This is a genomic window from Bacillus sp. SCT118 (assembly GCF_058566435.1).
Map to the genome: position 1 here is coordinate 1,294,998 of NZ_CP191225.1, position 13,553 is coordinate 1,308,550.

The window sequence follows — 13,553 nt, forward strand, 5'->3', positions numbered from 1 at the left end:
GAGATCATGCTTTTTTATTTCTCTAATATAGGAAACAAATCATGAAGGCTGCTGATGATGTAATCAGGCGTTACGTCAGTTTCGTTTTTCTTATCCGTCCGGTTGATCCAAACGGTTTTGATTCCGGCTCTTGAAGCGCCTAAAATATCAGTATTCAAATTATCGCCGACCATGATGGCATCGTCTTTTTCAATATTCATCAGCTTAAGGCAGTGTTCAAAAATTGAAACATCCGGCTTGCCCTTGCCGAATGCGCCCGAGATGACGATTTCATTGAAGTAAGGAGCGAGCTCAGGTACGCCGGCAAGCTTCTCCTTTTGCAGACTCGGATCGCCATTTGTCAAAAGCAATAATTCATACTTGCCTTTTAATTGATCGAGTACAGCAAAAGTTTCATCATATACAAACGGGCGTTTTCTACGCTCTGCCGCAAAAAACTCTCCCAAGTATTCGCCATATGCAGGATCATCGATCCCAAGCGCTTTCAGTCCGTTTGTCCATGCATTTCTTCTGTACTCCGGCACAATCTTGTTCAGCTTTTGAAAGCCTTCACTGATTGGCTCTGAGAAATTGGACCACAATCCTTCAAACGGGTTAATGCCGATCATCACTGTATATGGATACGTCTCATATGACATGTACAATTCTCTCGCAGCTTCGCGAACAGCTGCTTCGAATTCCTCAGGGGCAAGGCCATATTTTTTCTCCGCCTGTAAGCAAGTTTCTGCAAATGTTGTTCTGACGCTTTTCTCGTCCCAAAGTAGTGTATCATCTAAATCAAAAAATACGGCTTTCATGATCTTCTCCTCTGCTTCAGATTCAAATCTTTCTGCCAAAAGGCTCATGTTTTATTTTACAATAGATAAAAGCCTTGTGAAATATGTTTTCAGACGATTTTAAAAAAACAGTCAGCCGTAAAACGAAAACATGCTAGAATGAAAACGGAAAGAACAGGTGACATGAATGATTCATTTAATGATTATGATGCTGGAGAGAGTGGGGATTATTGTTATATTAGGGTTCATTCTCGCCCATACGAAACTTTTCAGACAAGCTCTTCAGAATCAGGACGGCTATAAAGGAAAAGCGATTTTAATTTCTATTTTTTCTCTTTTCAGCATCATCAGCAATTATACAGGCATCGAAATTCAAAGAAATATGATTGTAAACAATGACTGGGTGTTTACGATAGATCCATCGGGCTCTATCGCGAATACCCGTATTTTGGGCGTGGAAATCGGGGGCCTTCTCGGAGGTCCGTTTGTAGGGGCTGGGATCGGCATACTGGCGGGCCTGCATCGTTTTTCACTCGGTGGCAGCACGGCCTTAAGCTGTGCCGTATCATCTATTTTAGCGGGTGTTCTTGCAGGCTTGATCGGCAGGTATTTTACGAAGCGATATCGAATGCCGACACCGCGCATCGCCGCTCTTGTGGGAATCGGCATGGAGTCACTGCAAATGATCATTATTTTGCTGATGGCAAAGCCGTTCAGTGACGCTTGGGAGCTTGTCAGCATGATCGGAATTCCGATGATACTCATCAATGGAACAGGCAGTTTTATTTTTCTGTCTATTATTCAAGCGATCATTCGCAAGGAAGAACAGGCAAGGGCTCTCGAAACGCATCGAGTGCTGACGATTGCTGATCAGACACTTCCATTTTTTCGCCAAGGATTAAATGAAAACTCCTGTAAAAGTGTAGCGGCTATTATCCATAAGCTGACAGGAACAGATGCGGTGTCTCTCACTGACAAAGAAAAGATCCTTGCGCATGTCGGTGCGGGAATGGATCACCACATCCCATCGAAAAGCTTGATCACCGGCCTGTCCAAAAAGGTGATTAAAACAGGGCATATTATGAAGGCGATTTCGCAGGAAGAGATTGAATGCACGCATGCTGAATGCCCTTTGCACGCTGCAATTGTCCTGCCGCTGACATCGAACGGCAATACAATCGGCACCTTAAAAATGTACTTTAAAAGCCCGGCAGGCCTGAGTCAGGTAGAGGAGGAACTTGCCGAGGGGCTGGCCATGCTGTTTTCAACACAGCTTGAGCTTGGGGAAGCAGAGCTGCAAAGCAAACTTCTCAAGGATGCTGAAATTAAAGCGCTTCAAGCACAGGTGAATCCGCATTTTTTATTTAATGCGATCAACACGATTTCTGCGCTATGCCGTACAGATGTTGAAAAAACCCGTAAGCTCCTATTGCAGCTCAGTGTTTATTTTCGTTCAAACCTTCAAGGAGCGAGACAGCTGCTGATTCCGCTCTCAAAGGAGCTGAACCATCTTAACGCCTATTTGTCATTAGAACAGGCGCGTTTTCCCGGGAAATATAAAATTGAGCTTAATATCGACAGCAGACTGGAGCAGATTGATATCCCTCCGTTTGTTTTGCAGGTGCTTGTCGAGAACGCGCTTCGGCACGCGTTTCCGAAAAAACAAGACATATGCAAGGTTACAGTCTGTGTCTTATCTGATGATGCATCCGTCTATATGAAGGTGGCGGATAACGGACGCGGAATTCCGCCGGACGTCTTGTCGGAACTGGGAAAGAAACCGTTTCCGTCTAAGGAGGGAACCGGTACAGCGCTTTATAACCTAAATCAGCGGCTGATCGGTTTATTCGGACAGCAGGCTGCACTGCATATCAGCAGTGAGGTTCATAAAGGGACAGAGGTTTCCTTTCAAGTGCCAATGCAACAGATGAAAGAGGGAGAAGAACATGCTCAGGGTGTTAATAGTTGATGATGAGATGCTGGCAAGAGATGAACTGGCTTACTTGCTTAAGCGGACCAATGAGGAAATGGAAATCAATGAAGCGGAAAATATCGAATCCGCTTTTGACCAAATGATGGATCAAAAACCTGATTTGCTGTTTTTAGATGTTGATTTATCCGGAGAAAACGGTTTTGATATCGCAAAGCGATTGAAAAAAATGAAGCATCCTCCTGCTGTTGTGTTTGCGACAGCGTATGACCAGTATGCGCTCAAAGCGTTTGAGGTGGACGCTCTTGATTATTTAACCAAGCCTTTCGATGAAGAAAGAATTCAGCAAACGCTGAAAAAATATAAAAAAGTCAATCGGGATATTGTAGAAACAGAGCAAAACAGCCATGCTGGCCAGCACAAGCTCGCGCTATCTGTGGGGGAATCGATTGTGATTGTGGATACGAAGGACATTATCTATGCCGGAACAGAAGATGGTCATGTCAATGTAAAAACCTTCGATCATTCTTATACGGTCAGCGATACACTCGTTGTGATTGAGAAAAAGCTGCCGGATTCTGATTTTATCCGCGTCCATCGGAGCTTTGTCGTGAATACCGAATATATTAAAGAAATTCAGCCATGGTTTAATTCAACGTATAATCTGATCATGAAAGACGGATCGAAAATACCGGTCAGCCGGACATATGCGAAGGAATTGAAAAAGCTGCTCCATATTTGATGGGCGGCTTTTTGCATTTCAGCCATTTGATTCTGCAACTCAGACCCGCTATTCGGCAAGTTATCTTGTAAGCGCTTTATAACAGGGAATTCTTATTTATAATGAGGGTACCAAAGAGAAAGAGGTGAAGAAAATGAGTGCTAAAAAAGTGTACGGGTTTTTAACACAAGCATTTATTTTTGCCGTCATTATGCTGGTTTCGAATATGATTGCCGCTATTGTCCCAATACCTATCCCGGCATCGGTTGTAGGGTTGGTCTTATTATTTCTCCTATTATGTTTGAAAGTCATTAAACTGGAACAAGTGGAAACGCTCGGAACGTCTTTAACCTCTCTGATCGGATTTTTATTTGTTCCGTCAGGTATATCTGTTATGAATTCGCTTGGTGTGATGCAGCAATACGGCCTGCAAATTGTTCTTGTCATTCTGCTCGCAACGATTATTTTGCTGGGGGCTACGGGATTGTTTTCTCAGCTGATTCTTTCGCTGAGCGGAAAACGCAAAACCGCAGCGGACATGAAAACAAAAACAGTGCAAAGCCCGCAGAACAATAACGAACTCGTTCACCATTAAGGGAAACAGGAGGTTCTTCACATGGAAAGCACAATGAGTCCTTATTTTGGGATTGTCGTATCACTTGCTGCATTCGGCATCGGCACCTTTTTATTTAAGAAAACGAAAGGCTTCTTCCTTTTCACTCCTTTGTTTGTTGCCATGGTGCTGGGGATCGCATTTTTAAAAATCGGCGGTTTTTCCTACGCGGATTATAATAACGGGGGAGAGATCATTAAGTTTTTCCTTGAACCGGCAACGATCGCATTTGCAATTCCTTTGTACAAACAAAGAGATAAGCTTAAAAAATACTGGTGGCAAATCATGGCCTCCATTATTGCCGGCTCTATCTGCTCTGTCACGATTGTTTATTTGCTCGCTAAAGGCATTCATCTCGATTCGGCCGTAATGAAAAGCATGCTTCCGCAGGCGGCTACAACGGCAATTGCGCTTCCTTTATCAAAAGGCATCGGGGGCATCAGCGACATCACAGCCTTTGCGGTCATCTTTAACGCTGTCATCGTATATGCGCTCGGAGCATTGTTCTTGAAGGTGTTTAAAGTGAAAAATCCGATTTCTAAAGGATTGGCTCTTGGAACATCCGGACATGCACTTGGTGTAGCGGTCGGGATTGAGATGGGAGAAGTTGAAGCTGCTATGGCAAGCATTGCTGTTGTCGTAGTAGGAGTGGTAACGGTTCTGGTCATCCCAGTGTTCGTGCAGCTGATCGGAGGATAAGCCAAGGCTGAATGCCATGGCTTTTTTTATTTTATGGTGCGTCTTCGGGATCGATATACCCTTGTTTAATGCCCCATTCTACTTGATCGTCATGCCACTTTTTTCGTTCTTCATAACCATAACCATCGTCATCAGGAAGCTCTGAAGCTGGCTGTTGAATGGTTTTATCTGTCTGACTCGAGGAAGATGGTGGATTTTTACTATTAGATGAGGGTGCCTCGGTCTGCTGCCGTTGTGCCTGTGATTGCCGCTTTTTCTCAGCGTTCGCTTTCTGCTCTTTTTGGATTGCTGCCTGCCGCTGTCTTTCAAGTTCAGCTTGTCTTTCCGCTTCCGCTAATCGCTGTCTCTCTGCCGCCTGCTGCTCTGCTAATCTCTGTCTCTCAGCTTTTTCCTCCTGCTGTTTCTTTCGTTTCGCCTCCCGTTCTTTTTCAAGCTTTTTCTCGGCGGCGATTTGTCTTTGCTTTTCAGCTTCTTCTTTTGCCTTCCGTTTTCCTAACTCAGTAGCGAGTGGACTCTCGAACTTCATGTCTAATGAAACGGGTTTTAGTTTTTTTAGCTCTTTCTCCAGCTCCTTTTGAGGAAATGCTGCAGTTGTCTTAACAGTTTCGACTTTTGATTCGGAAGATGTGCTGCTATTCGAGCAACCGGTTAATATCAATGTGAAAAATAAAGCAAGCTGTATCAGTTTGTTCATGTGTCAGGCTCCCTTCTGCTTCTTATATCGGTCAGAGATTAACTTTGTTTTACATTTCTTCCTGTCGGTGGTTTTGTTGTAAATTGCGAAATAAGGGGGAATGGTTGGCTCTTTGCATTCTGGGTGGGGATGAAAGATTTTCTTTTTCTCTCTTGCGCTCATAGAAAACCCATGTTACAATGTAAAAGTTGTTCCGGATAAGTCGTCCTTGACTAAAGATCCGGTATTGTGTAGAATAGTTATTGAATTGAATATAAATCACAAGCAGAAGCACCCGCTTCTCACCTGATTGACACATGCATGTAGTTGGCAGGTTGACCGTACATTTTTATTGATACAGATGTTCGTAGTGTGGGTGTTTTATAATGCCCACACTTTTTGTTTGCCTGCAAAATGCATTCAAAATGAGTTGTGAATCAATTCGAAGAAACTATGGAGGTGGCTCATTATTAGCAAAGATCAATTGGTTAATGAGGGTATCCGTGCACGTGAGGTCCGTTTAATCGGACAAAATGGCGACCAGCTTGGAATCAAGTCCCGTCAGGAAGCACTTGAAATCGCCGGCCGCGCAAATCTTGACCTTGTGTTAGTTGCAGCGAATGCAAAACCGCCTGTCTGCCGAATCATGGACTACGGTAAGTTCCGATTTGAGCAGCAGAAAAAGGAAAAAGAAGCACGCAAGAATCAAAAAATCATTAACTTAAAAGAAGTTCGGTTAAGTCCGACAATCGATGAGCATGACTTTAACACGAAATTGCGCAATGCGATTAAATTCCTTGAAAAAGGCGATAAAGTGAAAGCTTCTATCCGCTTTAAAGGACGCGCAATCACTCATAAAGAAATCGGTCAGCGTGTATTAGACCGTTTCTCCGAAGCATGTGCTGAGGTTGCGACAGTCGAAACAAAACCAAAAATGGACGGCCGCAGCATGTTCTTAATGCTCGCACCGAAAAACGAAAAGCAATAAGGAGGAAATCCCATGCCAAAAATGAAAACTCACCGCGGATCTGCTAAACGTTTTAAAAAGACAGGTTCTGGGAAGTTAAAACGTTCTCACGCGTACACAAGTCACTTATTCGCCAACAAATCTCAAAAGCAAAAGCGTAAGCTTCGCAAGAGTGCTGTTGTAAGCGCAGGAGACTTCAAACGTATCAAACAAATGCTTGCTAACATCAAGTAATCGGATAAGGAACAATTAGGAGGGAAATTCAATGCCAAGAGTAAAAGGCGGAACTGTTACACGTAAGCGTCGTAAAAAGGTTCTTAAATTAGCAAAAGGTTATTTCGGTTCAAAACATACATTATACAAAGTAGCTAACCAGCAGGTCATGAAATCTGGAAACTATGCTTTCCGTGACCGTCGTCAGAAAAAACGTGATTTCCGTAAACTTTGGATCACTCGTATCAACGCAGCTGCTCGCATGAACGGCCTTTCTTACAGCCGTTTAATGCACGGTCTTAAGCTTTCTGGTATCGAAGTAAACCGTAAAATGCTTGCTGATCTTGCTGTAAACGATCTTACTGCATTCAATCAGCTTGCTGATGCTGCTAAAGCTCAATTAAACAAGTAATCATATAGAGCCGCTCTCCAGCAGAGCGGCTTTTTCTATATAAAGGATGAGGCAACATGATTATTGCAGCTTATTTGGTGTTAATTAATCTGTGCGGTTTTTGGGTGATGGGCATTGACAAACGCAAAGCGCAGCAGCACAAGTGGAGAATTTCTGAAGACCGGCTGTGGCTGATAGCCATCGTGTTTGGAGCGCTCGGTGTCTGGCTTGGCATGCAAACCTTCAGACATAAAACGAAACACGCTTCTTTTAAGTATGGAGTACCGCTTCTTCTGGTAATTGAAGCGATTCTCATCGCTATTTACTATAGCCCGTTTGATTTATAAAAAGCAGAAAAGCGTTTAACGCTCTTCTGCTTTTTTTGCGAGTTTAATGGGCTGGTCCCAGTCAATCTTACAATTTGGATATCGTTCCAGCACTTTTTCTTCAATGTTCTCAAAATCTTTTGCAGAGAAATGTTTCAGCTTCTCAGGAGATTCTGTCCAGACAAAGATCGTGTGAATAAACAGCGGATGATCCTTGGAAGGAATATGCTTTTCTCCCTCAAAAAGCACGCCTTTATACGTCAGCTGAAAATTCTTCCGGGTATTGTTTTGTTCATCAATAATATAAAAATGTTCTTTTGATTGGGCCAGCTTAAGCCTTCTCTTAGGATTCGCGACATATTTGACCACGGCATAAATACAATAAGCAAAAAGTGCAAGCAAAATAATCCTTAGAACCATGACAAACATTGTGTGAAGGCACCTCCCTTATTGTGATGATCTGATGTAATACGAAAAGCATAGAAAAAGGTTTCACTTTTTCTAAAAGAAAGCTGTAAAAACATATACCCGATTTTCAAGTGAAATAGTCGTATGGTTAGCGCCATGTTTTGTATAATAAGAATGCAGGACTGATGAAGGAGGGTTTGGAACATGGCAAAATTAGATGAAACATTGACCATGCTGAAAGATTTAACAGATGCAAAAGGCATACCGGGCAATGAAAGAGAAGTAAGGCAAGTGATGAAATCATACATAGAACCATTTGCTGATGAGGTGACAACAGATCGCCTGGGCAGTTTAATTGCCAAAAAAACTGGTGCAGAAAACGGCCCGAAAATTATGATCGCCGGACATTTGGATGAAGTCGGCTTTATGGTGACACAAATCACAGATAAAGGCTTTATCCGTTTTCAAACCGTTGGCGGCTGGTGGGCTCAGGTTATGCTTGCCCAGCGCGTCACCATTGTCACAAAAAAAGGAGAAATCACAGGGGTTATCGGATCTAAGCCGCCTCATATTTTGTCTCCTGAAGCAAGAAAAAAATCAGTGGAAATAAAAGACATGTTTATTGATATCGGAGCTTCAAGCCGGGAAGAAGCCTTGGAGTGGGGTGTACTTCCGGGAGATATGATCGTTCCGCATTTTGAATTTACGGTCATGAACAATGAAAAATTCCTACTCGCAAAGGCCTGGGACAACCGCATCGGCTGTGCGATTGCAATTGATGTGTTAAGAAACTTACAAAACACAGACCATCCAAATATAGTGTATGGCGTCGGAACCGTGCAGGAGGAAGTCGGCCTGAGGGGAGCGAAAACGGCTGCACACACCATTCAGCCTGATATTGCGTTTGGTGTTGATGTAGGGATAGCAGGAGACACGCCTGGCATTTCCGAGAAGGAAGCGCAGAGCAAAATGGGCAAAGGCCCGCAGATTATCGTTTACGATGCATCCATGGTCTCTCACAAAGGTTTGCGCGATGCAGTTGTAGCCACTGCGGAGGAAGCCGGCATTCCGTACCAATTTGATGCCATTGCCGGCGGCGGAACTGATTCGGGTGCCATCCATTTGACGGCAAATGGCGTTCCTGCGCTGTCCATTACTATTGCAACCCGCTACATTCATACGCACGCGGCCATGCTGCATCGTGATGATTATGAAAACGCGGTAAAGTTAATTACAGAAGTCATTAAGAAGTTAGACCGAAAAACGGTTGACGAAATTACGTACCGATAAAAAGATACGGAAGAATCCGCCTATTGAGGCGGATTCTATTTTTTTGTCTGTACAAATTACAGCATAGTGACTACAATAAAGAGGATACCGAAAATTTCCTGAACATGACGATATACGAGACGCAGCTCGATTTGACAGGAAGGGAGGGTAAACAATCTAATTTGTAAGCGCTCTCTAATATAAAGGAGGTTGAACAACATTGAAAAAGAAAAAAACATGGAAACGCTTCTTACACTTTTCGAGTGCCGCTCTGGCTGCAGGTTTGATATTCACTTCCGCTGCTCCTGCAGAGGCAGCATTTTGGGGTGCATCCAATGAGCTCCTTCATGATCCGACTATGATTAAAGAGGGGAGCTCATGGTATGCGCTTGGAACAGGGCTTACAGAAGAACGGGGACTGCGGGTGTTGAAGTCTTCAGACGCTAAAAATTGGACCGTACAAAAATCCATTTTTAGCACACCGCTATCGTGGTGGTCCAATTATGTGCCGAATTACGAGCCAAACCAATGGGCGCCGGACATCCAATACTATAACGGAAAGTACTGGCTGTATTATTCTGTTTCTACTTTTGGAAGCAATACATCTGCCATTGGCCTGGCATCTTCCACAAGCATTAGTTCGGGGAGCTGGAAGGACGAGGGCTTGGTGATTCGTTCGACAAGCTCAAATAATTATAACGCCATTGATCCGGAGCTGACATTCGACAAGGATGGCAACCCGTGGCTCGCGTTTGGCTCGTTTTGGACCGGCATTAAGCTGACCAAGCTTGATAAGAATACGATGAAGCCTACTGGCTCGCTCTATTCGATTGCAGCCAGACCGAATAATGGCGATGCCTTAGAAGCTCCTACTCTTACGTATCAAAATGGTTACTACTATTTAATGGTTTCATTTGATAAATGCTGTGCTGGAGTGAACAGTACGTACAAAATTGCTTACGGAAGATCTAAAAACATTACAGGCCCTTATCTTGATAAAAGCGGAAAAAGCATGCTCGAAGGCGGAGGCACCATTTTGGATTCGGGCAATGACCAATGGAAAGGACCTGGAGGCCAGGATATTGTAAATGGAAACATTCTTGTTCGCCATGCCTATGATGCCAATAACAACGGCATTCCGAAGCTTCTTATCAATGATTTGAATTGGAGCTCGGGCTGGCCGTCCTATTGAATCAAAAAGCCGGGGGGAGAGCCCGGCTTTTTTTAAAAGAAAAGATTGACAGTATAATAGTCAATTACTATAATGAAATTGTTCGTACAAATATTTATTTATAGGTTTATTATCTATCATTAGTACGTATCTTTTATAATTGAAAGCGTTTTATTTTATGAGAAAGGGGCAGTTTACATGCTTCAGACAAAGGATTATGAATTCTGGTTTGTGACAGGAAGCCAGCACCTATACGGGGAAGAGACGCTGGAACTGGTAGATCAGCATGCTAAAAGCATTTGTGAGGGGCTCAGCGGGGTTTCTTCCAGATATAAAATCACTCATAAGCCCGTCGTCACTTCACCGGAAACCATCAGAGAGCTGTTAAGAGAAGCGGAGTACAGTGAGACATGCGCTGGCATCATTACATGGATGCACACATTTTCCCCTGCAAAAATGTGGATAGAAGGCCTTTCCTCTTATCAAAAACCGCTTATGCATTTGCATACCCAATATAATCGCGATATCCCGTGGGGTACGATTGACATGGATTTTATGAACAGCAACCAATCCGCACATGGCGATCGAGAGTACGGTTACATCAACTCGAGAATGGGGCTTAGCCGAAAAGTCATTGCCGGCTATTGGGATGATGAAGAAGTGAAAAAAGAAATGTCCCAGTGGATGGATACGGCGGCTGCATTAAATGAAAGCAGACATATTAAGGTTGCCAGATTTGGAGATAACATGCGTCATGTCGCGGTAACGGACGGAGACAAGGTGGGAGCGCATATTCAATTTGGCTGGCAGGTTGACGGATATGGCATCGGGGATCTCGTTGAAGTGATGGATCGCATTACGGACGACGAGGTTGACACGCTTTATGCGGAGTATGACAGACTATATGTGGTCAGTGAGGAAACAAAACGTGACGAAGCAAAGGTAGCGTCCATTAAAGAACAGGCGAAAATTGAACTTGGCTTAACCGCTTTTCTTGAGCAAGGCGGATACACAGCGTTTACGACATCGTTTGAAGTGCTGCACGGAATGAAACAGCTGCCGGGACTTGCCGTTCAGCGCCTGATGGAGAAAGGCTACGGGTTTGCCGGTGAAGGAGATTGGAAGACAGCGGCCCTTGTACGGATGATGAAAATCATGGCTAAAGGAAAAAGAACTTCCTTCATGGAAGATTACACGTACCATTTTGAACCGGGAAATGAAATGATTCTGGGCTCTCACATGCTTGAAGTGTGTCCGACTGTCGCTTTGGATCAGCCGAAAATCGAGGTTCATCCGCTTTCGATTGGCGGCAAAGAAGACCCTGCGCGTTTTGTATTTAAAGGCATCAGCGGTTCTGCCATTCAAGCTAGCATTGTTGATATTGGCGGGCGTTTCCGCCTTGTGCTGAATGAAGTCAACGGCCAGGAAATTGAAAAAGACATGCCGAATTTACCGGTTGCCCGTGTTCTCTGGAAGCCGGAGCCGTCATTGAAAACAGCAGCGGAGGCATGGATTTTAGCCGGCGGTGCACACCATACCTGCCTGTCTTATGAACTGACAGCGGAGCAAATGCTTGATTGGGCGGAAATGGCGGGGATCGAAAGTGTTCTCATTTCCCGTGATACGACAATTCATAAACTGAAACACGAGTTAAAATGGAACGAGGCGCTTTACCGGCTTCAAAAGTAGAGGGGGATGTCACATGGCTTACACAATAGGGGTTGATTTTGGAACTTTATCAGGAAGAGCGGTGCTCGTTCATGTCCAAACAGGGGAGGAACTTGCGGCTGCTGTAAAAGAATACAGGCATGCTGTCATTGATACCATCCTTCCAAAAACGGGTCAAAAGCTGCCGCGCGACTGGGCGCTGCAGCACCCTGCTGATTACCTCGAAGTCTTGGAAACAACCATTCCGTCTTTACTCGAACAGACGGGCGTTGAACCGAAAGACATTATCGGGATTGGAATTGATTTCACGGCATGTACGATCCTTCCTATTGACAGCAGCGGGCAGCCGTTATGCATGCTGCCTGAATATGAAGAGGAGCCGCACAGCTATGTGAAGCTCTGGAAGCATCATGCGGCCCAAAAACATGCTGATCGGCTCAATCAAATCGCGGAAGAAGAAGGAGAGGCTTTTTTACAGCGGTACGGAGGAAAAATTTCATCAGAATGGATGATTCCAAAGGTCATGCAAATTGCCGAGGAAGCGCCTCACATTTATGAAGCGGCTGACCGGATCATCGAGGCTGCAGACTGGATCGTGTACCAGCTGTGCGGCTCGCTCAAGCGAAGCAATTGTACCGCAGGGTATAAAGCGATGTGGAGTGAAAAAGCGGGGTATCCGTCAGATGATTTCTTTGAGAAATTAAATCCTTCAATGAAAACGATTACAAAGGACAAATTGTCAGGTTCTATTCATTCAGTAGGAGAAAAAGCCGGCAGTCTGACTGAAAAAATGGCAAAGCTGACAGGGCTTCTCCCGGGAACGGCTGTTGCGGTTGCCAATGTGGACGCTCATGTTTCCGTACCGGCGGTCGGCATTACAGAGCCAGGGAAAATGCTGATGATTATGGGAACCTCAACGTGCCATGTTCTTCTTGGTGAAGAGGTGCATATCGTTCCAGGTATGTGCGGCGTTGTGGACAACGGAATTCTCCCGGGCTATGCGGGATATGAAGCCGGGCAGTCCTGTGTCGGCGATCATTTTGACTGGTTTGTGAAAACATGTGTCCCGCCAGCTTATCAAGAGGAAGCAAAGGAAAAAAACATTGGCGTTCATGAGCTGCTGAGTGAGAAAGCAAACCATCAAGCGCCAGGTGAAAGCGGCCTGCTTGCTTTAGATTGGTGGAATGGAAACCGTTCAACTCTTGTTGATGCAGATTTAACAGGGATGCTGCTTGGAATGACACTGCTGACGAAGCCTGAAGAGATTTATAGAGCGTTAGTTGAAGCGACAGCTTACGGAACCCGGATGATTATCGAAACATTCAAAGAAAGCGGTGTTCCGATTGAGGAACTGTTCGCAGCCGGCGGAATAGCTGAGAAAAACCCGTTTGTCATGCAGATTTATGCGGATGTGACAAACATGGACATTAAAATCTCTGGTTCACCGCAAGCCCCAGCCTTAGGATCTGCCATTTTCGGCGCGCTTGCAGCAGGCAAAGAAAAAGGCGGCTACGATGACATCAAAGAGGCAGCGGCGAACATGGGAAAACTGAAAGATATAACTTATTCGCCAAATGCCGAAAACGCCGCGGTTTATGAAAAATTGTACGCTGAATATAAAGAGCTGGTTCATTATTTCGGAAAAGAAAACCATGTCATGAAGCGGCTGAAAACGATCAAAAATCTTCAATTTTCATCTGCCGCCAAAAAGAATTGATAAAGGGTGAT

15 protein-coding genes and 1 other annotated feature are annotated in these 13,553 nt (G+C 44.5%); of the genes, 12 read left to right on the forward strand and 3 right to left on the reverse strand.

Annotated elements, in window-relative coordinates:
- Positions 1-14 precede the first annotated feature (14 nt).
- Entirely contained in the window at positions 15-797 is a 783-nt protein-coding gene (locus ACQVGT_RS06530) for an HAD family hydrolase (RefSeq protein ID WP_015251491.1), read from the reverse strand.
- Positions 798-963: 166 nt separating this feature from the next.
- On the opposite strand from ACQVGT_RS06530, the gene lytS reads away from it, so the two are divergent.
- The 4 genes from lytS (at position 964) to lrgB (ending at position 4,739) form a co-directional block, all read left to right on the forward strand.
- Positions 964-2,745 carry a two-component system sensor histidine kinase LytS gene (lytS, locus tag ACQVGT_RS06535; protein WP_015384334.1) on the forward strand — a complete coding sequence of 594 codons (1,782 nt, stop codon included), beginning with the start codon at positions 964-966 and terminating at the stop codon, positions 2,743-2,745.
- On the forward strand, positions 2,723-3,448 hold the full coding sequence (gene lytT / locus ACQVGT_RS06540) for a two-component system response regulator LytT (protein ID WP_015251493.1): 726 nt from the start codon (positions 2,723-2,725) through the stop codon (positions 3,446-3,448). The genes lytS and lytT overlap by 23 nt, the downstream gene beginning before the upstream one ends.
- Positions 3,449-3,581: 133 nt before the next feature.
- Positions 3,582-4,022: an antiholin-like murein hydrolase modulator LrgA gene (lrgA, locus tag ACQVGT_RS06545; RefSeq protein ID WP_014477620.1), complete on the forward strand. Its 441-nt coding sequence runs from the start codon at positions 3,582-3,584 to the stop codon at positions 4,020-4,022.
- 21 nt (positions 4,023-4,043) lie between these two features.
- Complete coding sequence (gene lrgB, locus ACQVGT_RS06550; protein ID WP_003229482.1) at positions 4,044-4,739, forward strand: antiholin-like protein LrgB; 696 nt, start codon at positions 4,044-4,046, stop codon at positions 4,737-4,739.
- A 31-nt stretch (positions 4,740-4,770) separates the two neighbouring features.
- On the opposite strand, the gene ACQVGT_RS06555 is transcribed toward lrgB, so the two are convergent.
- On the reverse strand, positions 4,771-5,433 hold the full coding sequence (locus tag ACQVGT_RS06555; RefSeq protein WP_015384331.1) for a lipoprotein: 663 nt from the start codon (positions 5,431-5,433) through the stop codon (positions 4,771-4,773).
- 256 nt (positions 5,434-5,689) lie between these two features.
- Positions 5,690-5,820: a sequence feature (ribosomal protein L20 leader region), on the forward strand.
- Positions 5,821-5,878: 58 nt separating this feature from the next.
- On the opposite strand from ACQVGT_RS06555, the gene infC reads away from it, so the two are divergent.
- From infC to ACQVGT_RS06575, 4 genes are read left to right on the forward strand one after another with little or no spacing between them, the layout of a single operon-like run.
- Positions 5,879-6,400 carry a translation initiation factor IF-3 gene (gene infC / locus ACQVGT_RS06560; protein ID WP_010886591.1) on the forward strand — a complete coding sequence of 174 codons (522 nt, stop codon included), beginning with the start codon at positions 5,879-5,881 and terminating at the stop codon, positions 6,398-6,400.
- A 12-nt stretch (positions 6,401-6,412) separates the two neighbouring features.
- Positions 6,413-6,613 (forward strand): 50S ribosomal protein L35, encoded by a 201-nt coding sequence (gene rpmI, locus ACQVGT_RS06565; protein WP_003222418.1) that lies wholly within the window; start codon positions 6,413-6,415, stop codon positions 6,611-6,613.
- 31 nt (positions 6,614-6,644) lie between these two features.
- Positions 6,645-7,004 carry a 50S ribosomal protein L20 gene (gene rplT / locus ACQVGT_RS06570; protein WP_003222420.1) on the forward strand — a complete coding sequence of 120 codons (360 nt, stop codon included), beginning with the start codon at positions 6,645-6,647 and terminating at the stop codon, positions 7,002-7,004.
- Positions 7,005-7,060: 56 nt separating this feature from the next.
- A complete protein-coding gene (locus tag ACQVGT_RS06575) occupies positions 7,061-7,330 on the forward strand; it encodes a DUF1294 domain-containing protein (protein WP_003229490.1) in 270 nt (89 codons plus the stop codon).
- A gap of 15 nt (positions 7,331-7,345) precedes the next feature.
- Here the strand turns inward: ACQVGT_RS06575 and ysdB are convergent, their stop codons facing one another.
- Entirely contained in the window at positions 7,346-7,738 is a 393-nt protein-coding gene (gene ysdB, locus ACQVGT_RS06580) for a sigma W pathway protein YsdB (protein ID WP_003229493.1), read from the reverse strand.
- A gap of 183 nt (positions 7,739-7,921) precedes the next feature.
- On the opposite strand from ysdB, the gene ACQVGT_RS06585 reads away from it, so the two are divergent.
- From ACQVGT_RS06585 to araB, 4 genes are all read left to right on the forward strand, one after another.
- Complete coding sequence (locus tag ACQVGT_RS06585) at positions 7,922-9,007, forward strand: M42 family metallopeptidase (RefSeq protein WP_015483545.1); 1,086 nt, start codon at positions 7,922-7,924, stop codon at positions 9,005-9,007.
- A 199-nt stretch (positions 9,008-9,206) separates the two neighbouring features.
- The gene (gene abnA / locus ACQVGT_RS06590; RefSeq protein ID WP_015384330.1) at positions 9,207-10,178 is read left to right on the forward strand and encodes an arabinan endo-1,5-alpha-L-arabinosidase AbnA; all 972 of its coding nucleotides are present in this window, start codon (positions 9,207-9,209) and stop codon (positions 10,176-10,178) included.
- Between the two features lie 177 nt (positions 10,179-10,355).
- Positions 10,356-11,846, forward strand: a complete 1,491-nt coding sequence (gene araA, locus ACQVGT_RS06595; protein ID WP_015384328.1) for an L-arabinose isomerase — start codon at positions 10,356-10,358, stop codon at positions 11,844-11,846.
- A gap of 13 nt (positions 11,847-11,859) precedes the next feature.
- On the forward strand, positions 11,860-13,542 hold the full coding sequence (araB, locus tag ACQVGT_RS06600) for a ribulokinase (RefSeq protein WP_015384327.1): 1,683 nt from the start codon (positions 11,860-11,862) through the stop codon (positions 13,540-13,542).
- The last annotated feature ends 11 nt before the right edge of the window (positions 13,543-13,553 follow it).

What these genes read in the sequence shown, in the direction of transcription:
- rplT (WP_003222420.1), top strand. Translation starts at nt 6,645, where the DNA reads ATGCCAAGAGTAAAAGGCGGAACTGTTACACGTAAGCGTCGTAAAAAG.
- ACQVGT_RS06575 (WP_003229490.1), top strand. Translation starts at nt 7,061, where the DNA reads ATGATTATTGCAGCTTATTTGGTGTTAATTAATCTGTGCGGTTTTTGG.
- ysdB (WP_003229493.1), bottom strand. Translation starts at nt 7,738, where the DNA reads ATGTTTGTCATGGTTCTAAGGATTATTTTGCTTGCACTTTTTGCTTAT.
- araB (WP_015384327.1), top strand. Translation starts at nt 11,860, where the DNA reads ATGGCTTACACAATAGGGGTTGATTTTGGAACTTTATCAGGAAGAGCG.
- lrgA (WP_014477620.1), top strand. Translation starts at nt 3,582, where the DNA reads ATGAGTGCTAAAAAAGTGTACGGGTTTTTAACACAAGCATTTATTTTT.
- lrgB (WP_003229482.1), top strand. Translation starts at nt 4,044, where the DNA reads ATGGAAAGCACAATGAGTCCTTATTTTGGGATTGTCGTATCACTTGCT.
- ACQVGT_RS06555 (WP_015384331.1), bottom strand. Translation starts at nt 5,433, where the DNA reads ATGAACAAACTGATACAGCTTGCTTTATTTTTCACATTGATATTAACC.
- rpmI (WP_003222418.1), top strand. Translation starts at nt 6,413, where the DNA reads ATGCCAAAAATGAAAACTCACCGCGGATCTGCTAAACGTTTTAAAAAG.
- lytT (WP_015251493.1), top strand. Translation starts at nt 2,723, where the DNA reads ATGCTCAGGGTGTTAATAGTTGATGATGAGATGCTGGCAAGAGATGAA.
- araA (WP_015384328.1), top strand. Translation starts at nt 10,356, where the DNA reads ATGCTTCAGACAAAGGATTATGAATTCTGGTTTGTGACAGGAAGCCAG.
- ACQVGT_RS06585 (WP_015483545.1), top strand. Translation starts at nt 7,922, where the DNA reads ATGGCAAAATTAGATGAAACATTGACCATGCTGAAAGATTTAACAGAT.
- lytS (WP_015384334.1), top strand. Translation starts at nt 964, where the DNA reads ATGATTCATTTAATGATTATGATGCTGGAGAGAGTGGGGATTATTGTT.
- ACQVGT_RS06530 (WP_015251491.1), bottom strand. Translation starts at nt 797, where the DNA reads ATGAAAGCCGTATTTTTTGATTTAGATGATACACTACTTTGGGACGAG.